The organism is Streptomyces sp. LZ34, from assembly GCF_053890475.1.
Genome location: NZ_CM132680.1, coordinates 256131 through 276397 on the forward strand (window position 1 = coordinate 256131; position 20267 = coordinate 276397).

At 68.9% G+C, this 20267-nt stretch carries 18 protein-coding genes and 4 pseudogenes; 10 read left to right on the forward strand and 12 right to left on the reverse strand.

Going from position 1 to position 20267, the window contains the following annotated elements; translation table 11 throughout:
- Nucleotides 1-114: 114 nt before the first annotated feature.
- Nucleotides 115-1137 (reverse strand): alcohol dehydrogenase catalytic domain-containing protein, encoded by a 1023-nt coding sequence (locus tag ACWY4P_RS01190; RefSeq protein ID WP_456208200.1) that lies wholly within the window; start codon nucleotides 1135-1137, stop codon nucleotides 115-117.
- A gap of 127 nt (nucleotides 1138-1264) precedes the next feature.
- Nucleotides 1265-2701 carry a carboxylesterase family protein gene (locus ACWY4P_RS01195; RefSeq protein ID WP_456208201.1) on the reverse strand — a complete coding sequence of 479 codons (1437 nt, stop codon included), beginning with the start codon at nucleotides 2699-2701 and terminating at the stop codon, nucleotides 1265-1267.
- Between the two features lie 166 nt (nucleotides 2702-2867).
- Here ACWY4P_RS01195 and ACWY4P_RS01200 point away from each other — a divergent pair, with 166 nt between their 5' ends.
- The 4 genes from ACWY4P_RS01200 to ACWY4P_RS01215 all read left to right on the forward strand — a co-directional run bounded on the left by ACWY4P_RS01200 (nucleotide 2868) and on the right by ACWY4P_RS01215 (nucleotide 5373).
- Nucleotides 2868-2969 (forward strand): hypothetical protein, encoded by a 102-nt coding sequence (locus ACWY4P_RS01200; protein WP_456208202.1) that lies wholly within the window; start codon nucleotides 2868-2870, stop codon nucleotides 2967-2969.
- A 643-nt stretch (nucleotides 2970-3612) separates the two neighbouring features.
- Complete coding sequence (locus tag ACWY4P_RS01205; protein WP_456208203.1) at nucleotides 3613-3867, forward strand: hypothetical protein; 255 nt, start codon at nucleotides 3613-3615, stop codon at nucleotides 3865-3867.
- Between the two features lie 501 nt (nucleotides 3868-4368).
- Nucleotides 4369-4821 carry a hypothetical protein gene (locus tag ACWY4P_RS01210; RefSeq protein WP_456208204.1) on the forward strand — a complete coding sequence of 151 codons (453 nt, stop codon included), beginning with the start codon at nucleotides 4369-4371 and terminating at the stop codon, nucleotides 4819-4821.
- Between the two features lie 90 nt (nucleotides 4822-4911).
- The gene (locus tag ACWY4P_RS01215) at nucleotides 4912-5373 is read left to right on the forward strand and encodes a hypothetical protein (protein ID WP_456208205.1); all 462 of its coding nucleotides are present in this window, start codon (nucleotides 4912-4914) and stop codon (nucleotides 5371-5373) included.
- Between the two features lie 18 nt (nucleotides 5374-5391).
- Here ACWY4P_RS01215 and ACWY4P_RS01220 read toward each other — a convergent pair.
- A pseudogene (locus ACWY4P_RS01220) lies at nucleotides 5392-5855 on the reverse strand (IS5 family transposase); the annotation flags it as partial.
- Nucleotides 5856-5984: 129 nt separating this feature from the next.
- Here ACWY4P_RS01220 and ACWY4P_RS01225 point away from each other — a divergent pair.
- Nucleotides 5985-6743 (forward strand): hypothetical protein, encoded by a 759-nt coding sequence (locus tag ACWY4P_RS01225; protein ID WP_456213365.1) that lies wholly within the window; start codon nucleotides 5985-5987, stop codon nucleotides 6741-6743.
- 108 nt (nucleotides 6744-6851) lie between these two features.
- Here the strand turns inward: ACWY4P_RS01225 and ACWY4P_RS01230 are convergent, their stop codons facing one another.
- The gene (locus ACWY4P_RS01230; RefSeq protein WP_456208206.1) at nucleotides 6852-6995 is read right to left on the reverse strand and encodes a hypothetical protein; all 144 of its coding nucleotides are present in this window, start codon (nucleotides 6993-6995) and stop codon (nucleotides 6852-6854) included.
- A gap of 569 nt (nucleotides 6996-7564) precedes the next feature.
- Here ACWY4P_RS01230 and ACWY4P_RS01235 point away from each other — a divergent pair.
- Nucleotides 7565-7774 (forward strand): hypothetical protein, encoded by a 210-nt coding sequence (locus tag ACWY4P_RS01235; protein WP_456208207.1) that lies wholly within the window; start codon nucleotides 7565-7567, stop codon nucleotides 7772-7774.
- Nucleotides 7775-8191: 417 nt separating this feature from the next.
- Here the strand turns inward: ACWY4P_RS01235 and ACWY4P_RS01240 are convergent, their stop codons facing one another.
- Together ACWY4P_RS01240 and ACWY4P_RS01245 are read right to left on the reverse strand one after the other, a co-directional pair.
- Nucleotides 8192-8938, reverse strand: a complete 747-nt coding sequence (locus tag ACWY4P_RS01240; protein ID WP_456208208.1) for a hypothetical protein — start codon at nucleotides 8936-8938, stop codon at nucleotides 8192-8194.
- Nucleotides 8939-9278: 340 nt separating this feature from the next.
- Entirely contained in the window at nucleotides 9279-9878 is a 600-nt protein-coding gene (locus ACWY4P_RS01245) for a CGNR zinc finger domain-containing protein (RefSeq protein WP_456208209.1), read from the reverse strand.
- A gap of 85 nt (nucleotides 9879-9963) precedes the next feature.
- Between ACWY4P_RS01245 and ACWY4P_RS01250 the strand changes: the two genes are divergently transcribed.
- The 3 genes and pseudogenes from ACWY4P_RS01250 to ACWY4P_RS01260 form a co-directional block, all read left to right on the forward strand.
- The gene (locus ACWY4P_RS01250) at nucleotides 9964-10752 is read left to right on the forward strand and encodes an MBL fold metallo-hydrolase (protein WP_456208210.1); all 789 of its coding nucleotides are present in this window, start codon (nucleotides 9964-9966) and stop codon (nucleotides 10750-10752) included.
- 176 nt (nucleotides 10753-10928) lie between these two features.
- Nucleotides 10929-11546 (forward strand): annotated as a pseudogene (locus ACWY4P_RS01255) (MFS transporter); the annotation flags it as partial.
- A gap of 429 nt (nucleotides 11547-11975) precedes the next feature.
- Nucleotides 11976-12155: pseudogene (locus ACWY4P_RS01260) on the forward strand (IS5/IS1182 family transposase); the annotation flags it as partial.
- A 21-nt stretch (nucleotides 12156-12176) separates the two neighbouring features.
- On the opposite strand, the gene ACWY4P_RS01265 reads toward ACWY4P_RS01260, so the two are convergent.
- Together ACWY4P_RS01265 and ACWY4P_RS01270 are read right to left on the reverse strand one after the other, a co-directional pair.
- Nucleotides 12177-12710: a hypothetical protein gene (locus ACWY4P_RS01265; protein ID WP_456208211.1), complete on the reverse strand. Its 534-nt coding sequence runs from the start codon at nucleotides 12708-12710 to the stop codon at nucleotides 12177-12179.
- Between the two features lie 276 nt (nucleotides 12711-12986).
- Nucleotides 12987-15608, reverse strand: a complete 2622-nt coding sequence (locus tag ACWY4P_RS01270) for a PA14 domain-containing protein (RefSeq protein ID WP_456213366.1) — start codon at nucleotides 15606-15608, stop codon at nucleotides 12987-12989.
- Nucleotides 15609-15773: 165 nt separating this feature from the next.
- On the opposite strand from ACWY4P_RS01270, the pseudogene ACWY4P_RS01275 reads away from it, so the two are divergent.
- Nucleotides 15774-16152, forward strand: a pseudogene (locus ACWY4P_RS01275) (LacI family DNA-binding transcriptional regulator); the annotation flags it as partial.
- On the opposite strand, the gene ACWY4P_RS01280 reads toward ACWY4P_RS01275, so the two are convergent.
- Genes ACWY4P_RS01280 through ACWY4P_RS01295 form a run of 4 tightly spaced genes read right to left on the reverse strand, consistent with a single transcriptional unit; the run spans nucleotide 16093 to nucleotide 20261 of the window.
- Complete coding sequence (locus ACWY4P_RS01280) at nucleotides 16093-16677, reverse strand: hemerythrin domain-containing protein (protein ID WP_456213367.1); 585 nt, start codon at nucleotides 16675-16677, stop codon at nucleotides 16093-16095. The pseudogene ACWY4P_RS01275 and the gene ACWY4P_RS01280 overlap by 60 nt on opposite strands.
- A 49-nt stretch (nucleotides 16678-16726) precedes the next feature.
- Nucleotides 16727-17968: an MFS transporter gene (locus tag ACWY4P_RS01285; RefSeq protein WP_456208212.1), complete on the reverse strand. Its 1242-nt coding sequence runs from the start codon at nucleotides 17966-17968 to the stop codon at nucleotides 16727-16729.
- A complete protein-coding gene (locus ACWY4P_RS01290) occupies nucleotides 17965-19194 on the reverse strand; it encodes an ATP-grasp domain-containing protein (protein ID WP_456208213.1) in 1230 nt (409 codons plus the stop codon). Before ACWY4P_RS01290 ends, ACWY4P_RS01285 begins: the two co-directional genes overlap by 4 nt.
- Nucleotides 19191-20261, reverse strand: a complete 1071-nt coding sequence (locus ACWY4P_RS01295; protein ID WP_456208214.1) for a pyridoxal-phosphate dependent enzyme — start codon at nucleotides 20259-20261, stop codon at nucleotides 19191-19193. The genes ACWY4P_RS01290 and ACWY4P_RS01295 overlap by 4 nt, the downstream gene beginning before the upstream one ends.
- Nucleotides 20262-20267 lie beyond the last annotated feature (6 nt).

The following is a 20267-nucleotide window of genomic DNA, read 5'->3' on the forward strand; positions in this document are numbered from 1 at the left end:
ACGGCCGTCCCATATCAGTTCCTGTGCCAGTTCCTCTTACGGCTGCTGTGGCCGGCCGTTGTCGACCGGCGCGCATCGGGGGTGGTTGGTTGTCGTTTCTCAGTCGCCCAGGTCTCAGTCGTCCAGGACGACGACGTGCTTGCCCGGCGTGGTGCCGGACTCGACGTCGGCCTGGGCGTCACGGACCTGTTCCAGGCCGTGGTAGACCTTCGCGACCGGGACGTTGAGGCGCCCTGCGGCGATGGCCTGGAGCTGGTGGGCGAAGACGTCGGCCGGGAGGTCGGCGGCCTGACCGCCGTAGGACGTCAGCCGCACCCCGTTGGGGATCATGAACGGGGTGAAGTCGGGGATCGTCCACTGGCCCGCCAGGGCTCCGGTGAAGCAGACCGTGCCGTGGCGGCGGACGGTGCGGAGGGTGTCGGCGAGGACCGAGCAGCCCACCAGCTCCAGTACGGCGTCGACACCCTCTGGCATCAGCTCGCTCACCTGGTCGGCGATCGTGCCGCTGTCGACGAGGGCGTGGTCTGCGCCCGCGGCCCGCAGTTCCCCGGCCCTCTCCGAGCTGCGGGTGGTGGACAGCACGGTGGCTCCGAGGTCCTTCGCGATCGTGGCCGCGCTCAGCCCGACCGTGGAGGTGCCGCCGCGGATCAGCAGCGTCTGCCCGGCCTTGAGGTCCAGGCCGGTGGTCAGCGATCCGTAGGCGGTCTGGAACATCTCCGGAAGCGCGCCCAGGACCTCCCACGGCAGGCCGGTCTCGAACGGGATGACCTGCGCCGCGGGGACGGTCACGTACTGGGCGTACGCGCCGTCGTACGAGCGGCCAATGCCGCCCATCATCGTGGCCACCTGCTGGCCCGGCCGCAGCCCGCTGTCCTCGTCGGCCTCATCGACCACGCCGACGCCCTCGATGCCGGGCACCCGCGGGTAGGTGACCTCCGCGTCCGACTCACCCTTGCGGGTGGTGACCTCGGACTCGTTGACACCGAACGCCTTCACCCTGATCCGCACCCAGCCGGGCTTGCGTACGGGCACCGGCACGTCCTTGATCTCCAGTGCGTCGAGGCCGCCGGGCCGGGTGACGACGACGGCCCGCATCGTCGCCTGTGCGGCGCCGCCGGCTGCTGTCGATTGGCTCATGCCGAACTCCTAGCTCTATTCTCCCCGGGAATGCGAAGGCGGAGCCGGGACTCCAGGCACAGGTACCCGGGTGATCAGTCAGTGGTGACCCTGCGCCGTTGCGTATCTCGGTATCGCCCGGTGACCGTCAGGGGCGGTCGATGTTCTCCCACAGGTCGAGGGCCGCCTGGTAGTGGGCGCCCGCCTCGAAGGGCAGGTTGCCGACGCTTCCCGAAGTGAGCCGGTCCGTGACGGCGGGCCACAGACCGGCCTGCTCACCGGCGACGAAGTCGAGCACGATGTCGCGGATCCGCGTGTCACGCTCGGCCTGATCCGAGCTGCGGCCCGGCTGTTCCTGGCCCACCAGGGCGCACATCTCGGTGCCGTGCACGGCGGGCGCACCCTCGGCCGGCCCGATCATCAGGAGATGGGCGTCGCCGCCCGCGGCGGCGTGCGCCAGGGCGCCGCGGCCCGCGGGGAGCGCGAAGAGGTAGTCCGCCATGAGCGCGGCGCGGACCTCGGCAGGGGTGCAGCCGCCCTGGTCGTAGGCATCGACGATCTTCTTCGCGCGGGAGCGGGGAATGCGCCACCCCGCGACCTCGTCGGTGACACGGTCGAGCGTGTGCGGGTCGAAGCGGTCGAGGTCGTTCGCCACCCACCAGCCCATGTCGTCACTGGCCATGCTCAGCAGCACGTCAACGTCACGGTGGGAGCCCGAGGCGAGGACATCCATGGGGTGGGCGTGCACCACCGCGCCGGGCTGTCCGGTGTCCAGGACGACGCCGGTGGCCTGGTTGTCCACCCCGCCGCGGACTCCGAGGTCCGTCGGACAGACCTTGCGCAGGGCGGCCATCAGGGCAGTCGCGTCGAGGTCGATCAGCTTGTCGGGGTTGTCCGCGACGCCGAGTTCGGTGACGAACCGGTGCGCGAGCTCCTCCGCCCACCAGACCGGGACGATACGAGCGGGCCCGCCGGAGAACCCGGCCAGGCGCCGGTACAGGCCGTTGGCGGAGGAGGCGCCGAGCAGCCCGAAGGTGGCATAGGCGCCGCCGCTGTGGCCGTAGACCGTGACGTTGTCGGGGTCGCCGCCGAAGTGGGCGATGTTCTGCTTGATCCAGGTGAGCGCGGCGATGATGTCCTGAAGGAACAGGTTGCTGGCCTCGGCGAGCCGCCCGCCATACTGCGAGAGCGAGAGCGCACCCAGCGCGCCGAGCCGGTAGTTGACCGACACGCCCACCACGCGTCCCGACGCGGCGAGACCGGCGGCGTTCGAGGTGATCTGCGTGTTCGCGCCGTACTCGAATCCGCCGCCGTGGACGTACACGGCCACCGGCAGCGCCTCCCCGGCCGGCTGCTCGGGAGCCCACACGTTCAGGTTCAGGCAGTCCTCGCCCATCCCGCTGTCTGCTTCGAGCCAGTCGCCGCTGTCGGGCTGGACGGAAACGACGCCCTTGCGGTCATAGGAGCGGTCCGGATCGAAGTCCGCGACCATGGGTCGGCGGTATCGCTCGGCGGTGGCGTACGGGATTCCCCACCAGGACCGCACTCCTGGTGCAGTTGGGGCCTTGGGAGCGGTGGCGGTCATGGCACGTCCTTCCAGCGCGGTTCGGCTGTTCGCGCGGGGCTTCGGCGGCTGGTTGCTCGCGGTGACGTCTCCCATCGTTTCCTGGGATCCGACAAAGCGCCCGGCAGGTGGCGGTCACCCGGTGGTCATCAGGTGACACTTCGGCAACAAGATCTCGGTGCAGGCCATGAGCTTCTACTACATGGCCGACGGCCGGATCGTCGGCGAACGGGGCCAGCCCGACCACCTCGGGGTGATGCAGCAGATCGGTGCCGTACCGGCGTCGTGAACCTCGTAGCGCCGGGTGAGCCTTCTGTCGTGCGGGATTCCACTGCCGTGAGGGGCCCGTACGACGCGGTGGCAGAGGACGAAGGCCCGCACCGGAGCGCGGGCGCCGGCGCGGGTTCACCGCAAGAGGTCGATCTCTTCTTCTTGATCCGGTGTCTTCGCGCAGACAGCGCCCGCTGCGGTGAGAGCTGTACGCCTTGTCACCGCGACCGGGTGTGGGAGTGCTCGCCCTGTGGGCGAATACTGCAACCCTCGAATACCGACACTCCGCCAGTGCGCCAAGAACACCACCGAAGCCCTCGCCGGCGCCATCACAGGGCTCCTCGGCCATTCCGATACGCTGATCCAAGGGCATACGGTGACGGCACGGTCCATGCCAGGCCCGCGCCCGTCCTCGAGGGGCCGGATGTCCTGGCCAAGAAGGCGGGGACGTCAACAGGACGATGGGTGATCTTGCATCCCGCGTCATCCGCATGAACCGGGTCCGGCATCCGCGGTCCCTTCTCCGCCAGGTCACAGCCGCGGGGGGCCAGACGATCGCGGCGGTCTTGGTCCAGTTCGAACTGGACGAATCCGATTGGTCTTCGTTGGTCGATGTCCGTCGGCCCTCGTGTCTCTGAGAGGATGGGCTCATGGCGCGAGAGATGGCAACGTATGACGAACGGCTCCGGGACCTGGAGGCGGAGGCGTTCCGTACCGGTCGGACCCTGGCCGAGCACGGTGAGCAGCTTCAGCGGATCGGCGAGCAGCAGGCCACGGCGTTCGGGAACATCGACTCGCTCGCCAACGCCGTCGGTACCCCGGGGGACCGTACGATCGCGCAGCGGCTCGACACCATCGAGCGTGTCCTGTTCGCCCTGGCGCGGGCCCAGGGCATCAACCCCGACGACCTCACCTGACGGATGCGCTTTCTCTCGCTCACTACGGTCGCTGTACGGGGTGCCGAGGGCCCTCGCTCGCATGATTGCCGCGTACATCATCGACGGCAACTGAGTTGCCCAATAACCGCATCCACGAGAAGCCCACGCCACCTTCGCATACGACGAGGGCCCGTCTGCTCTCAAGGACGTCATAGACCACCTGGTCGCTGACCCTGAATCCTTCGCCATCCTCTACGACGCCGAGCGCGCCTACCTGGCGACATCCCCGACGCCGACGCCTTCGACCGCTCCGTGTACCACCACAGCAAGGGCACCTACCGGACCGCGCCCCACCGCGTGACCAGCCGTCCGGGCAGCTTCTGCAAATTTGTCCCGTCTCAAAGGATCTGGTTCGGCGCGGACGTGCTGAACTGATCCCAGCTCTGGATGGTCAGGCACTCCTGATCAGTTCCGGAAGATCATGATGACGCGTCTCAAGCAATCTGGTCGACGCAGGCCAGGGCGACCCATAACCTCTCAATGTGCCCGCATCCCCTGCTGTGGGAGTGGGCCCGCCTACTCGGCGGCCGCCTCGACGGCACCGACCTGCTTCACGAAGAAGCACCGGGCCGACCCGGCTGGCGAGGACTGGCTTACCAACTGGAAACCGCTCGCACCACATCGCCGGACTTCAACTGCGTGCTCGCGAATTCCGGGATCGAGCCGGACGAGGTCAACACGCCCCGCGGCCTCCAGAGGCATGTGGCGACGCTCGCCGCCGACTTCACCCGGGACCAAAGGGAGTGCCAGGCAAAGATCGATCGTGGTCAATGGGCAGGCGATGGAGGCAGCTGGGCGCACAGCACCCTTTACGACTGGCTCGGCGCCTGGGCCGCGTGGGTGGATGCCAATTCGCCACACCACGCGCAACTCGAACCCGTCACTTGGAGATCCGTAGCCCTACAACTCTCAGCCGCCCGGATCTACGAGTAGGTAGCTGCGTTGTCTGTTTGAGCAGTTGTTCCTCGGGTTGATCGACCTCCCTCTGAAGGCTGACGGTGTCGCGCGTGGAAACCTGTCGGCATGGATACGTTCACAGCCCGGCTGGACGGCGCATGGGAGTGGTGGTCCGCCGCCATCAAAGAAGCGCAGGAAGGGCGCTGGGTCCGTGATGCCGTGGAACGGCAGGTGATGGCGGACATCAGGGCTGCCACCAACGCCCTGCATGGTGGCAAATTGGCGCCGTTCACCAAGGACTCGTGGCACGTGCGTATCGGGCGGATCGCGAACTGGGCCGGGGTGGTCCGGCTGGCTGCCCGGGCAGGCGGGTGGGAACTCCAACCCGCCGTCGGGCACAGCCCGACGCACCCTGCGGGCATGGCCGAGCTGCTGTCCGGAATCTACGCGATCGGCGAGCAAGGCGAAATATGGATGAAGCAGCTCCGAGGAGGCGGGCCGCCACCAGAACATGAGATCGCCAGAGCGGAGGCCTTCCTGACCGGGCCAGGTTCCATCGAAGACCTTGAGCTGTTCTTCTACGAATGAAAGCCATCTCACCTTGGGTCAGCGTCGCGTCCGGAGGAGAACGGCGACGAGGTGGAGGGCGGCCTGGTAGGCGATGGCGAGTTTGTCGGTTCGCATGGCCAGGCCGCGCCACTGCTTGAGGCGGTTGATGCACCGTTCGACGGCGTTCCGCTGCATGTACGCCTCGGCATCGAAGCAAGGTGGGCGGCCTCCGTCGCGGCCGCGCCGCAGGTGGTGGCCGATCTGGTCGGTTGGCTGCGGGATGACCGCTCGAATGCCGCGCGGCGGAGATGCCGGCGGATAGCGCGGGAGGAGTAAGTCCGGCCCGCGAGGATGACCGCCGGTCGGGTTCTAGGCCTGCCGAGCCCGCCTCGCGGGACCCGGATCCTGGCCATGAACGCCTCGAAGGCAGGCGCGTCACCGGCCTGACCTGCGGTGATATGGAAAGCCAACGGCCGTGCCTGGGTGTCACTGGCCAGGTGGACCTTGGTGCTCAGGCCGCCCCACCTGGGCCATCGCAGGCGGCCGGGAGAGGGAGGCAATCTTGGCGACGATGGCGGATGGGGCCGGTAAGGTTGTGATCTTCGGTTGGCGGAAGCCGCCTGGAGTCCTCTAAGGCTGTGCCGACAACAATGACCCTCGCGGATATTGCCGCACGAATCCGACTCGACCGTGCTCTGGACTCCTTGGCCGTCACCTTTCGCGGAATGACCGCCCGCAGCGACGAGACCCAGTGTGACTGCCACTGGGGCAGCGAAGAAGAGCTTGCGCGATTGAAGGTCGCGGACGTGGAACTCGACCCGGACCTACTGCATCGCACCTGGACTGCCCCCGACTGGAACGACCACGGCGCGGTGCTGCGCCGGATCCTGCCTCAGTTCGCCAGGGCGCTGGTCAGCGGCCGCGTGGAGCCCCTGTTCGGCATGGACGAGGTCGGACGCGCGTTCGCTTATGGCCACTGGCAGCAGTGGCCCGCGCGCCAAAGCACTGCGGTATGGGAGTTCCTGCATGCCTGGTGGGCTCACAGCCTCACCGAATCGGACCCCGCCGTCCCCGTGCATGAAGTCCTCGCGCTGTGCGCCGAGGCATCCGCCACGCTCAGCCCGTGGCTCAGCACCTGGGAGACACTCGATCACCCCGTTGCCGATCAGCACCTGGCCGGAGCGGCCACCCACTGGGAGTACGACCTGCTGGGAGACCAACTTCCATGGGAGGCGTGGGACAACGCCGATGCTCTGCGCACCGAGCTCGCGGCCTGGCTGGTCCGTCACGCCCCTGCACGGCTGCACACCCAGGATGTCCCCGAGGAACTGCTCCACCGGATACGGCTGATAGGAGTCGCTGGTCCCGCTCGATGGGAAGACCCGCACTGGCCCAACCACCGCTACTGAACCTCGCCGTGCCGCCTATCCGAGTACTGGGAGGCACCGGAATGGGCGCGTCGCAAGATCTTCGACAGAGCCGAATTGCGTGACCGTCCACAACGATGACGCACACACTCAACGTTCGCCGTCACGGGACAGATGCCGACGCGCCAGAAGCTGAAGTCGTCTGGCCGCGGTGCTGTCCGGCAACGCGGCCGGGCCGGTGGTCCTGCCGCTGATGCTCTTTCGCCAGCTCCAGTTGATGGTGTGTGCGGTCATCGCTAGCCGGTGGCCCCGTTGGCGCCGGTGTCCTCCTCTGCGCCCGGCGCACCTGCCCAGGTCTCCGGGGCAACGGGCCCAACGGACTATCGTGCGCCTGGACCAGTACGGCAACCCCTTCACCCGCCTCGTTCCGGCCCAGCCCCAACACCGCCAACAGGACCCGCCCACGCCCGTGAGCAGGTTCTGCGGTGTTCCGCGGCGCTGCGGCCGCTGGCACGAGGGAAACCGCCCCCGGCTCAAGGTCGGTCAGAACCCTCGGCCGACCGACAGTCCCGGTGTACAACGCCTCACGGTGGGGCCGTGCACCGGACGCGATGCGCCTCACGAACAGGGCGACGGCTCAATCCCGCCGCAGAATGCTGCTGAAGCACCCGCCGGCTCGATGGAGCAGTGGGGCACGGACAGCACCAGCTGAGCCGGGCAGCGGCGCCGTGCAGCAGACGTACGACTGTTTGCTGCACGAATTCCTGGACGAGCGGCCCGAGTTGTCCTGTTACGTACTGGCTGTCACCCAAGGTGGCTTCATAGGCTCACAGTTGGCTTGTCTGCCCCTTTCAGGAGATGTCATGCCAGACCAGAAGATGTACTGCTACACCTGCCAATCTGACGAACAACACCGTCGCCTCACCGCCGGCGAGAAGGCCTGGCTCAAGAACCGCACAGGCCGGAAGAGCGTCGAGGACATTTTCATGTGCAAGGCACCGGACTGCCGTAATCTGCGGACCGGTTTCAACAAGCATCCCTTCGATCCTGTCATCCGCATGCCGCTGGACTGACCATCCGTGAGGCGGCGGCGTGCAGCACTCCCCCGCTGCCCGAACAGTCCTCGCGCGCCGCCGGCCCCGCGTGTCATCGCTCTCCGGCACCAGGAGCAGCACGCGCCGGACCGACCAACCCCACACCCACTACACCGAACACACCCGTGGCGCGCGAGGCGCCGCACGGTGCAGCAGACGTAGCAGCATCGCGGACGAAGAGGTCCGGGGTGCGTAGAAGAAGAGTGTCCGAGATCACGGGGAAACTGCATCAGCTGGTTGCCCCGGAACAGCCCACGATATGGGCGGGGACCACCGCCTACAACACATCGTCGACCACCCACGGCTTCGGCCGAGCCACCCCGCACCCCCAGACCACCGGTCCCGGAGCGAGCCAACCGCCTCGAAGATCAGGTCGTCGGGAGTTCTATGAGCACGTCACGCATCATCCTCGTCCTCCTCCAAGGCATCGCGGATGTCGTCTGCCTGAGGGGTGTTGGGGGGCCAGGTGGCCACCAGGCGTTCGAGGAGGGGGCGATGCGTGTCGAGGTGGGCGGTGAGGACAAGGGCGCCAGCCAGCTGGAGCTCGAGTTCCGGGAGGTCGGTCAGCCGTGCCGCGAGTTCGGCGGCCTGGTCGGACTCCGCCGAGGCCAGCGCCCCTGCGCATGCCACGCGAACTGGCAGGGGGCGGTCCTCGTCCAGGGCCATCGCGCCGAGCTGGGCGACAAGTTCTCGGTCCTCAGGGACATCGCAGGCGTAGAGGCACTGCCCGGCGGCGGACACGGCGCCATCGTCGACCACGTCGCCGTCCGCGGCGCGCAGCACGGCGGTGATCAGTGGGGCGTCCACAGCCTCGGCGTGGTTCTGGATCGCCCACAGCGCGCTGGCCCGGTCCTGCCCTCGCGCTTCCGGCAGCGGCGTCCCGCGCAGCACCCACCGGGCGCGGTCCAGCACCTCCGCGGCGTGCTCGTCCAGTGGGTTGCCGAAGCCCCACCGGGCTTGCCGGTCCTCATAGTGGAAGTACTCCAGCGCCGTGCACACCGCGTCCCGCCGCCCAGAGCGCAGCAGGTTGAGGAAGGCGGCGCACGGGTCCGGGTTCTGGTCCGCCGACTTGAGCAGCTCGTCCCGGTCGGCCGCCACCGCCAAGTCGTCGAAGCCGTGCCGTTCCCAGTACCCGAGCGTCATGGCGGGAGCCTACCTAAAGACATCTGAAGTCATTCGGTGAGGAGTTCCAAGCCGGGTACGCGGTGCCACCGATCCGGGCGACCACGCGCGGGAAGGGGCAGGCGCAGGGCCGGCCCTCGACGTGGTCGGTGCGGAAGCCGTCCGTCACCGGTACCAACGCCTGCCCGCGCGCCGGGCGCGGCACGGGCCGTAGACGGCGGCCGGGACACGCCTTGGCTGTCCACTGGGGAGACGCCGCCGGCGCAGCGGGATCGTACGCGCTGTGCCCTACGGCCGCGCTGACGCTCGCTCGGTGGCGCGACAGGCCGGGGCACGCTCGCCCCGGGCGGAACGGGGCTCGTCAGTCTGCTTTCGACCGAGTGCGTCGGGTGTAGGCGCGGGCGGCGCGGGCGCGGTCGCCGCAGCGGGTGGAGCACCAGTGGCGGCGCCCGTGGCGCAGCAGGTAGCGGTTACAGGGGGTGGAACCGCAGCCGGTGAGGCGGTCGGCGTCGGGGCCGGTGAGAAGGTCGGCCGTGTTGGCCGCGAGGGTCGCGAGCGCGCGGTCGAGGATCTCGTTGGTGGGGCACGGCGCCGCGCGGTAGGGGCCGTTCTTATCGTCCCAGTACAGCAGAGCGGCCGTGGGAGCTCTGCCCAGCGCATCGTTGACGGCGGACAGCGCCGCGGGCAGGGCAGGCAGCCCGGCGACGCGGGCGGCGAACAATGCCCTGAGGTGTTCGCGTAGGGAGCGCAGTTGCGTCGCGCACATCTCCTGCACCTCGGCGTCAGCCGGCGCGAGGCCGTGTTCGGTGAGCCACCGATTCGCGGCCTCGGGGGTGCCGAGGAGATCGATGAAGTGCCCTCCGGGCAGCGCGATGGCGCTGTTGACGAAGTCGAGGGCGAGGTATTCCCCCGCCCCCGGCGCGGGCGGTGGCACGGATTCGGCGGTCGGGGTCTCGCGCATACCTCTCATGGTACGGCTTGCGTTCATCCGTGATGCACCACTACCGTTCTTCACGGATTAACCACTTCCCATCCGTGAGGTTTTGATGGCTGGTACCAGCGCGACCACTGAGCAGATCCCTGTCCACGTCTTCGGCGGCCCGACCGCCCTTTTCGAATACGGTGGCCTGCGGTTCCTGACCGACCCGACCTTCGACTCGCCCCGCGACTACCACGTGCCGGGCGGCCGGCTGACCAAGACGGCGCCGTCCTCCGCCGCGCCGGCCCGCCTTGGCCGTATCGACGCGGTCCTGCTCTCCCACGACGAGCACCCCGATAATCTCGACGACACCGGCCGGGCACTGCTCGCCGACGTCCCGCTGACCCTGACCACGCCCGAAGGCGGGCAGCGTCTGGGGGCGGGAGCCAGAGGGCTGGCCGACTGGGAATCGGTCGAGCTGGACCGCCCCGGTGGCGGCACGATCACTGTCACGGGCGTGCCCGCCGTCCACGGGCCCGGCGCGCGTGAGGAAGTCGAACCGATCACCGGCCAGGTCGTCGGATTCGTCCTGACCGGGGAGGGCCTGCCCACCGTCTACGTCAGCGGCGACAACGCCTCGCTCGACCTGGTCAAGGAGATAGCCGAACGGTTCGGCCCGGTGGACACCGCCATCCTGTTCGCCGGGGCTCCCCGCTTCCCCATACTCTTCGACGGCGCGCTGATCGTCCTCGACAGCGCGCAGGCCGCCGACGCTGCCCGGATCCTCGGTGCCCGCCGGGTGATTCCCGTCCACTACGACAGCTGGGCGCACTTCACCGAGGGCCGTGACGAACTGGTTGCCGCCTTCACCGACGCCGGGCTGCTTGACCGCCTGGACCTCTGTGACCGGGGCTGACCGCGCAGCCGGCAGGTCGGACGCCGACCGGTGCTTCGTCAGGGCCGGTCGGCCCGCGGCATCCCCGGCCCGGCTTGCCCCGCAGGTGCGCACGCGCCTTCTCCACCCCCGCGAGACCCGCCAGACCCGCCGGGGGCGCCGTCCGGCCGGGTCCCGCCTGGCAAAGGAACTCTTTTGTGACGACTACCGTGCCTGCTCGGCTCGAGGACCTTCCGCGATCTCAGGCACAGCGCCGCGTCCTGATCGTCCTGATCGCTGCTCAGGTCCTCAGCGGCGCCGGACTGGCGGCGGGTGTGACCGTCGGTGCCCTGCTCGCGCAGGACATGCTCGGCTCCACCGGCCTGGCCGGTCTGCTCAGTGCCCTGTCCACCACCGGTTCCGCGCTGGCGGCCATCGCCGTCGGGCGTATCTCTCAAGCGCACGGCCGTCGCCCCGGTCTTGTCGCCGGGTTCCTGGCTGGTGCCATCGGCAGCGCGGGCGTCATCGCCGCTGCCGTCGCCGGCAGCTCCGCGCTGTTGCTCGTCGCGATGTTCGTCTACGGCGCCGGTACGGCCACGAGCCTGCTGGCCCGCTACGCCGGTGCCGACCTGGCGGCTCCCGAGTACCGCGCCCGCGCCTTGTCCACCGTGCTGGTCGCCACCACCCTGGGCGGCGTGGTCGGCCCCAATCTCGCCGCGCCCGCGAGCGACTTCGCTCACGCCCTCGGCATCCCCCGCCTGGCCGGGCTGTTCCTTCTCTCGGGTGCCGCCTACGCGACAGCCGCCCTGGTTCTGGCCATTTGGCTGCGCCCCGACCACCCACCCGACGGCCGACTGGCGGAAATTCGGTGGCTCGTACTACGCCGACGGCTGGGTGGACCTCCCCCTCGCCGGGGGCAGGTTGACAATCCGCTACCAACGCATGCCGCTGGAAACGTTCCTGGGCGACCTGCTGGCCGCCGGATTCAACCTGGAAAGACTCGTCGAACCACGCCCTGCGCCTGGCCTCCGAGAAGTCGACGAAATGTCCTACGACAAGCTGCACCAAGCTCCGTGCTTCCTCGCGGTCAGGCTCCTGCGGCCCTGACAGCATGCACTCGCGCGGGCCGGAGCGTCGTCGGACACGGCAATCGGCTCGGCCACTTACCGATAGTGACGCGACAGAAAGCACGTCGCCTCGCCCTCGGCAAGACACGGTGCCAGCACACCTTGCTCCGCACTCGCCGAAGGACGTCGGGCGAGGGCCGCGGAAGCAAGGGAGGCCGAGCCGCCGGCTTCGACCTGACCTGGGACGCACGCAGGAACGAAGTCGAGCGGATGATCAACGAGCTCAAGGTCCACCGGGCCGTGGCAACGTGCTTCGACAAGAGGGCCTACGTCTTCCACGGCACCGTCACCGTCGCCACGATCCCGCTCTGGCTCCGGCCGCGAACCGGTATGGACTCATCACTCAGCGCGCGACGATCGACCGGCGGGGCGCCAGGCCAAGGGCCATGCGACGTCCCGGTTGACAGGACCGGTCACCCCCAAACTGGCGCGCGCATGCTCGAGGTACCGCCGCTGCGCGTCTCTGAACTCCACGTACGCCTGTTCCCAGCCCTGTTCGACTTCCGTGGGCACACCCCGCGCCAGGTGCTCCAGCCGCCACAGGCAATAGTCCAACGTCTTGGACGCAGTGTTCGTATCAGTGTCTCCCAACAGCCCGCAGGTCTCCGACAGCGCGGAACGGCGGGCCTCAGCCGCGCCGAGTTCGGCGAGCACCTCGGCGGTGAGCTCCAGCGGCGTGGGCCCCGTCACCAGCCCGCGGCCCGCCGCGATGCGCTGATAGCGGCCCGCGAGCTCTTTGACCGCGTGGATGTACTCGGCATAGGCGTCCAGGCGCCGCTCGTCCCAGCGCACAGACTGCTCACGACGCCACCGCGCCCGGTCGTTCAAGCTACTCACCAGAAACGACATAACAGCGCCCAGCGCAACGCCCACCAGCGGGATTATCTGTCCCGACAGACTCATAGAGGCCCCCAATCACCTAGCCAAACGATTCCCCCATCCTCCCGGCCGGAGCCCGGCCAAGTCGCGGAGCCTTTGTGCCGCCGGAACCCGACATTGCGCAGGACGCCGGGGACCCGTCGTCAGGTACCTTCTGCAAGTCAGCCAGCTCGATATGTCGGTTATCGAGTGTCCCTCCAATCGGACTCCCTGAGGAGGAGGATGGGGCCGCCCGGTGAGACCTGGTGACGTTCGCCGGGCGGCTTCGGGTCAGGCGCAGCCGGCGGGGGTCGCCCGCGACGCGTCGTCGATCAGCGTTTCGTGGGCCGCTTTGAGCCGTCGTACATCGGGCTTGACGACCTTGCGGTCGTATGTGATCAGCCCGTTGAGCTCGCCCTCGACGTCCGTGATCTGGGTGTACACCGCGCCGTTGCCGCCCTCGCAGGCCAGGGCGTGCACCTCGGCCAGCTTGGTGAGGTAGTCGTCGGTGTAGGTGTCCGGGTCGACATCGACGTAGGACTGCTGTACGGACCATGCGTGTCCGGGCACGGCCAGGCCGAGACCGCCGTACTCGCCGCTGACCAGGGCGCGCTCGCCGTCCGGGTGTGGGGGCAGTGCTGGGCTCGGGTAGCCGTGCTCGTCCATGATGTCGCCGGTGCCGCCGTCGGCACCGAGGTTGAGGCCCGACATGCTGTTGACCAGCCGGGTCGGGTCCCAGGCCTTGGCCTGGTCGGCGATGCGGGCCATGTCGTACTGGCCCCAGCCCTCGTTGAAGGTGACCCACATGACGACCGACGGGCTGCTGATGTGCTCGTCGATCATCTGCTTCATCTCGCGCTCGTACTCGGCGCGTGATGCCGTGTCCGGGTTCACCCCCGCGGTCATCGCGGGCATGTCCTGCCACACGAGCAGGCCAAGTCGGTCCGCCCAGTAGAACCAGCGGTCCGGTTCGACCTTGATGTGTTTGCGGACCGCGTTGAAGCCCATGGTCTTGTGCATCCGCAGGTCGTAGGCCAGTGCCTCGTCGCTCGGCGCGGTGTGCAGGCCGTCCGGCCAGAAGCCCTGGTCGAGGGTGGCCATCATGAACACCGGCTTGCCGTTGAGGACGGTGCGCGGGGTGCCGTTCACGTTCTCGACGGCGATGGAGCGCATGCCGAAGTAGCTGCCGACGCGGTCGGTGCCGACAGTCACCTTCAGGTCGTACAGGAACGGATCGTCGGGCGACCACAGGTGCGCCTTGTGGATCTTCAAGGTGAGCGCGGTGCCGCTGCGTCCGGTGACGGTGGCCACGCGCCGCTTGCCGTCGTACGCCGCTGCCGTGACCGGAAGACCGTCCCGCACGCCCTGCGGCTCGACCGTCAGGGTGCCCGCGCTCACATCCGGGGTGAGCTTGAGCGAATCGACGTGGTCGGCCGCGACCGGCTCCAGCCACACCGTCTGCCAGATGCCCGAGCTCGGCGTGTACCAGATGCCACTGGGGTCGAGGCGCTGCTTGCCGATGGGCGGGTTCTCGCCGTTCGCAGCGTCGGTCGGGTCGTAGACACCGACGATCAGCTCCTGGGTACGGCCCGGCTTGAGGGCGTCGGTAATGTCGGCGCTGAACTTGTCGTAGCCGCCCTGGTGATCGGCGACCTTGGTGCCGTTGACGTAGACCTCCGTCCGCCAGTCAACCGCGCCGAAGTTCAGCTGTAGACGCTTGCCGGAGCCGATCTTCCAGTCGGCCGGGACAGTGAAGGTACGCCGGTACCACATGCGGTCCTCGTGCCGCTCGATCCCCGACAGCTGGGACTCCACGGGGTACGGGACGAGGATCTTCTCAGCGAGGTTCTTGCCCACCGGCGGCTGCTCGCCCGGCTTGGCTGCGGCGAACTGCCAGGTGCCGTTGAGGTTCTGCCAGGCGCCACGGGTCAGCTGCGGTCTCGGGTACTCGCGGTGGGCGTTGGCCGGGGTGACGTCGTCGGCCCACGGGGTACGCAGTTCGTACGTCGAGTGGTTGGCCCCGGTGCTCCAGAAGGACTTGACAACGTTGCCGTCCGTGCCGGTCAGGCCGCCCGTTCCGTCGTAGCGGACGTCGGCGATGCCGCGTGCGGTGCCGGTCTTGTTGCCGACGACGGGCTCCTTGAGCGCGACCAGCAGCGACTTGGCGTCGGCCTGGTTCAGCCGGGCCTCGCCGAGCGGCCAGGTGGCACCGCCGATCACAGCGGTCATGTGGCCGGCGAGTCCGGCCGGGGGCGTCTGGAGCGACTGGGCGAAGTCGAGCCTGAGCGTCCGGCCATCCTTGAGGACCGTGGCGGCGATGGCACCGTTGTAGTCGTAGCCCTCGGGCAGCAGGAAGGCGGACTGCGGGACGGCCGTCTTCGTGCCACCGGGCGGTGTCCAGCGCACGTGAAGGTTGGAGCCTCCGTAGTGCTCGAAGTACTCGACCTTGATGTCGTAAGCCGTGCCCGCGGTCAATTCCACGGGGTCGCTCGACTGTTCACGGTTCCAGTCGTCGACCCAGTGATCGATGACGAGCTTGCCGCCGACCCAGAGCCGGAAGCCGTTGTCCCCGGTGATCGAGAAGGTGGTAGGACCGGTCTTCTCCGGCACGATCCGGCCGGTCCAGCGGACGCTGACGTCGTCCGACCGACCGGTGGCGGAACTCAGCCGGGACTCCAGGGAGTCGAAGTCGAGCCGCGGGTCGAATCCGGTGGCCTTGAGCTCGTGGAAGTCGAAGGCGCCGGGGGCGGACTGGGTGTAGTACTCGCCCTTGAGGCCGTGAACCGCCGGGGGATCGTCCGCGGCCGTCGCGGCAGGTGCGGCGGACAGTCCCGCGGCACCCAGCGCTGCCGCGACGAGCAGGACGAGTCGGTTTCTCAGCAGTCTGAGACGGAACGGACTGAACGATCTGATGCGCACGAATCCTCCTTGGCTGAGGAAGGGTGGCGGCTCGGTGCTTCAGTCTGTACAACGTTGGAAGCAGGAGCAGTTGGCATGAGAACACGGCTCCTGGCCGCTGTCCAGACCATGACGGAGGCTCCCGGTTTCAGGAGCACCCGTCGATGCCGAAGAGATCCCTTGCGGGTCAGCCTGAAGGACGTGGTCGAACGGGCCGACATCTCGGTCAAGACCGTTTCCAACGTCGTGGACAACTATCCGCACGTCACACCGGCGACGCGGGCCAAGGCACAAAAGGCCATCGACAAGCTCGGTGCCAGGGTTCCGGGCCCGGGCGATCGACGGCCTGATCCTCAGCCCGTTGGACCTGGAGGCGGAGGACCTGCGGGGCCGGGACGACGACGTGCCGCTCGTGCTGCTTGACGAGCGCGGATACGACCTGCCGTTCGACCACACCGCGATCGACAACGTGACCGCCGCCCGCATCGCGGTGCGCCATCTACTCGGCCGCAGCCGGACCCGGATCGCCTATCTCGGCGCCCGCACGGACTCCGAACCGGAACACCATGTCGGGCCAGTCGGCGTCAGGCATTCCGTCGTCGAGCGCCTCGCTGATCGTCCGCTCTTCGTATCTGAAGTGGGATTCCATGACCGCTGCCAATCCGTCGAGCTCGCCCCCGATCGCCTCCAGGCCGGAGTCACGCGATTCCGCAGCCCTGTCGGCGAGTTCGCTCACCCGAGACAGGATCGAGGCGATCATTCCATGGTCCTCAACAAGATTCGCGACCGTCCCAGCCAGATCCGGGCGTTCGCGCAGCAACTGGGAGAACATCCCTTCGTCCTCGCCTCGGTGGTGTGATGTCAACGCGGCGCAGAAGGCCAGGCAGTGGGTGAGGAGTGCGTCGTCGCTCAACCGGCGGTGTCCGAGACTTTTCCTGATCTCGTTGATCTGGCGACGCAGTTCTTGATGTGCTTGTGCGAGCTGCAGGCTCAAGGCGGCTACACGGTTGCCGTCGCGGGAAGCCACGGATGGCGGCCCCTTCGGTTCCGCACCTCCATGCCTGGCGCAGTCCGCCACCGACACGCGATGCTGCCGCTATCTGATCACGCGACGCGGCGGAACGGCAAGCACACTACCCGTCACACCCAGGAACTGCTCCGTGCCCACGGCGCTCCGCGGTTTGCGGGATGCGGCGCAGTGCCCCGGTCAGTAAGGGAGGCAGGATCACACATTGCGCCGCGATCAGGATCCAGAAGAGGCCGGTGTGGCCGGTCCGCTCGGCCGCCTGGTATCCCTCTCCCCCGGCCACTCCGCTGGCGAACGCGCCGATTCCGGCCGCGAGTCGCTGGTGGCCGAAGACGACGGCGGGGGCGCGGGGTGAGCGGGCGAGGGCTTCGAGGTCGTTTTTGAGGAAGAGGACGATCTCACCACAGCAGATGAGCAGGGCCCCGGCGAGGATGGCGGTGTGGTTGCCGAGGGCGAGCGTGGCCATGCCGGTGGCCATCGCGGAGAAGCCCAGCCGCAGAGCGCGGGTGTAGGGCAGGCGGGCGATCCGGTCCGACAGGAGGGGCTGTGCCACCACGACGACGAGGGCGTAGAGGGCGAGCACGAAGCCGTAGTACGTCGCCGAGGTTCGGGGCACGGCGTAGAGGGCGAGGTAGTGCTGGAAGAACATGAACAGGTACAGGCTCAGCACGGTGACCGTGAAGGGTAGGACACTCGCTCCGGTGGCCTGGCGCGCCGGCTGTGAGGCAGAGGCGTCGGTGTTCTCGTTCTCCGGCCGGTCGGGGACCGGCTCGCGCTTTTCGGTGGGCAGCAGGGCGTGGCCTGCGGTGATGGCCGCGAACAGGATCGTAACGGCGGTGAAGAGTGCGGCCGAGGAGCTCAGGACGAAGGGCGCCGCGGCGAGCGGGCCCAGCGCGATGCCCGCGTTGAGGGCGGAGCCGCTCGTGGACAGCAGCAGTGGCCGCCGCGATTCTTCGACACCGTGTACCAGGTACGCCTTGTTCGCGGGGAGGTAGAGCGCCGCGCCGCACGAGACGAGGAAGAGGGCGGCGATGGCGGCGTATGCGGAGTGGAGTCCGGGCAGGAAGGTGGCGAACCCCGCGGTGCGGATCGCCAGGGCCAGCAGCATGGTGCGGCGCAGCCCGAGGCGTTCGGCGAGCGTGCCGCCCACCGCCCCGCCGGAGAACTGAACGAAGGAGGCGATGGCGAGCACGATGCCCACCGCGCCGAGACCCATGTCCAGGCGTTCGTGGAGCAGGACGGACATGTAGGGCAGGACGGCGAAGCTCCCCAGTGGGATGAGGAAGGAGCCCGCGAGCAGGAAACGTTGGGGTCCGGTGAATCGTGCGAGCCCGGATCGCAGGCTCATTCCTGGGTGTCGTCGGTGGTGATGAGCGGCCGTACGCTCCCGGCGACGGCGAGCGCGCGGTGCTGGGCCAGTTCGGCGGTGTCCGCCTCGGCCAGCACGATGCCGGTGCAGCCGCGCTGGTCGGTCAGGTGCCGTATGTGGTCTCCGGGGGCGGCGGTGGGGTACCACTCGGGGTTGCCGGGGAAGTTCGCGAGGCTGTCGAGTCCGGTCCAGCCGGTGAGGGTGCCGGGCCGGTCGGGGTAGACGAGGACGAAGGCGGTGGCGGGTCCGGTGGGGGCCGGGGCGTCGAGCAGGGCGGGGCGTCGGCCGAGGGCGACGTCGACCATGGCGTGGTAGACGTTGGTGTTCAGGGCGCGGCACAGGGCCTCCCCGACGAGCGCGCCGCCGATGCGCCGGTTGATCTCCACCAGTTCCGGGCCTTCGGCGGTCAGGATGAATTCCACGTGGGCGAAGCCGCTGTCGTGTCCGGCGGTCTTGAGGACGCGTTCCACCCAGTCCTGGATGCGCTGGTGTTCCGGGGCGGGGAGGGCGACGGGGAAGGCTGCGGCCTCCTCGCGGACGGCGGGCTCTGGCGAGAGCTGACGGCTGAGGACGCCGAGGAGCCGGGTGGTCCCGGCCCAGCTGAGGGTTTCCGCGCTGTACACCGGGCCGGCGAGGTACGGCTCGGCGAACAGCCTGCCCTTGAGCGTGTGGTGTGCGGCGTCGGCGAGCGCGGCGCCGAGTTGGTGTTCGTCACGTACCAGCCAGACGTTGCGGGAGGAGGTGCCCGCGGAGTCCTTGAGGACGGCGGGCAGGCCGGTTCCCCGAATCACCTCGGCGGCGGTGGCGGCATCGGGGGTGAGGGCGTGGGCGCGGCCGCGGCTGAGCCCGTGTTCGTGGAGGAGGTTGCGTACGCGGTGCTTGTCACGCAGGAGACGGACGGAGGCCGGGTCGGGGCCGGGCAGCCCGAGGCGCGCGGCGTGGTCGGCGCCCGGGACGCTCCAGGTGTCGGTGGAGTTGATCAGCCCGCGCAGGTCGGGCAGCGAGGCCAGCGCGGTGGCGGTGGCGGTCGGGTCGCTGGTGTCGATGTCGATGATGTCCAGCGTGCCGGGCGGGAGACCGGCCAGTTCGTGGCGGTAGATGGCGCGGTCCTGGGTGAGCAGGCACAGCCGGTGTCCGGCGTGGTGGGCCGCCTCGGCGAGCCGTCCGAGTCCGAAGGTGAGTTCTTCCAGGGCGGCGATGGTCACGGGGTGCGCTCCTCCTGGGACGGGGTGGTGGTCGTGTCGTATGGGCGTTGCTTCCAGGCCATCGCCGACCACGGCATGGTGAGGTCGGCGAGCCGGGTGATCTGGTGGGGTTTGAGGGTGCGCCGGTCGAGGGCTTCGTGGTGGCGGGCGAAGACCCGTTCGGAGTAGCGGTGGCCGGTGTCGGCGCCGATGACCAGATGTGTCCGGTCCGAGTGGCGCGCGGCCTCCCAGGCCGCGACGAGGTGGGCGGCGCCGGTGGACAGTCCGGCGAACACCGCGTGCTCGCGCAGCAGGCCGACGGTGCCCGCCATCGCGTGGTGGAAGTCGACCCAGTGCAGGGTGTCGTACAGGTCGTGGCGGACGTTGTCGAAGGGGATCGAGCTGCCGATGCCCGCGATGATCGCCTCGGGGTCGTTGAATTTCTCGCTGCCGAAGGTAACGCTGCCGAAGGGCTGCACGCCCACGAGGGAAACGGCTCGGCCACGCTCCCGCAGGGGCTGGGCCAGACCGCCGGTGGAGGCCCCGGTGCCCACCGCGCCGACCACGGTCAGCGGGACGCTGGGCAGCGCGGTGTCGACCAGGTCGGCGAACTCCCGGTATCCGGCGTAGTGGACGGCGTCGTGATACTGGCGCATCCAGTGGATGCCGGGCCGGTCGGCGATCAGCTGTCGCACGTGGCGCACGCGTCGTTCCTGGTCCAGCTTCAGGTCGCTCGAGGGCGGCATCTGGTCCACGGTGGCGCCGAGGATCTCCAGTTGGGCGCGTATGGTGGCGTCCACGGTGGTGGAGGCGACGATGTGGCAGCGCAGTCCGTAGCGGTGGCAGGCCATGGCCAGGGCAAGGGCGTAGATGCCGCTGGAGCTGTCCACGAGGGTCTGGCCGGGGGTGATGGTGCCGCGCTCCAGCAGGGTGCGGACCGCGCCGAGCGCGGCGTAGATCTTCATCGTCTCGAAGCGGGCGAGCACGATGTTGTCGGTCAGCCGGAGCAGGTCCGGTGCCTTCATCGCGTCGGTGATGTGGTCGTGGACGACGGGCGCGAGGGTGGGTTCGGTGTGCGGGGGTGCCATCCGTGG

Coding starts and splice junctions, on each gene's coding strand:
- ACWY4P_RS01190 (WP_456208200.1), bottom strand. CDS start 1,137: ATGAGCCAATCGACAGCAGCCGGCGGCGCCGCACAGGCGACGATGCGG.
- ACWY4P_RS01195 (WP_456208201.1), bottom strand. CDS start 2,701: ATGACCGCCACCGCTCCCAAGGCCCCAACTGCACCAGGAGTGCGGTCC.
- ACWY4P_RS01200 (WP_456208202.1), top strand. CDS start 2,868: ATGAGCTTCTACTACATGGCCGACGGCCGGATCGTCGGCGAACGGGGC.
- ACWY4P_RS01205 (WP_456208203.1), top strand. CDS start 3,613: ATGGCAACGTATGACGAACGGCTCCGGGACCTGGAGGCGGAGGCGTTC.
- ACWY4P_RS01210 (WP_456208204.1), top strand. CDS start 4,369: ATGTGCCCGCATCCCCTGCTGTGGGAGTGGGCCCGCCTACTCGGCGGC.
- ACWY4P_RS01215 (WP_456208205.1), top strand. CDS start 4,912: ATGGATACGTTCACAGCCCGGCTGGACGGCGCATGGGAGTGGTGGTCC.
- ACWY4P_RS01225 (WP_456213365.1), top strand. CDS start 5,985: ATGACCCTCGCGGATATTGCCGCACGAATCCGACTCGACCGTGCTCTG.
- ACWY4P_RS01230 (WP_456208206.1), bottom strand. CDS start 6,995: ATGACCGCACACACCATCAACTGGAGCTGGCGAAAGAGCATCAGCGGC.
- ACWY4P_RS01235 (WP_456208207.1), top strand. CDS start 7,565: ATGCCAGACCAGAAGATGTACTGCTACACCTGCCAATCTGACGAACAA.
- ACWY4P_RS01240 (WP_456208208.1), bottom strand. CDS start 8,938: ATGACGCTCGGGTACTGGGAACGGCACGGCTTCGACGACTTGGCGGTG.
- ACWY4P_RS01245 (WP_456208209.1), bottom strand. CDS start 9,878: ATGCGCGAGACCCCGACCGCCGAATCCGTGCCACCGCCCGCGCCGGGG.
- ACWY4P_RS01250 (WP_456208210.1), top strand. CDS start 9,964: ATGGCTGGTACCAGCGCGACCACTGAGCAGATCCCTGTCCACGTCTTC.
- ACWY4P_RS01285 (WP_456208212.1), bottom strand. CDS start 17,968: ATGAGCCTGCGATCCGGGCTCGCACGATTCACCGGACCCCAACGTTTC.
- ACWY4P_RS01295 (WP_456208214.1), bottom strand. CDS start 20,261: ATGGCACCCCCGCACACCGAACCCACCCTCGCGCCCGTCGTCCACGAC.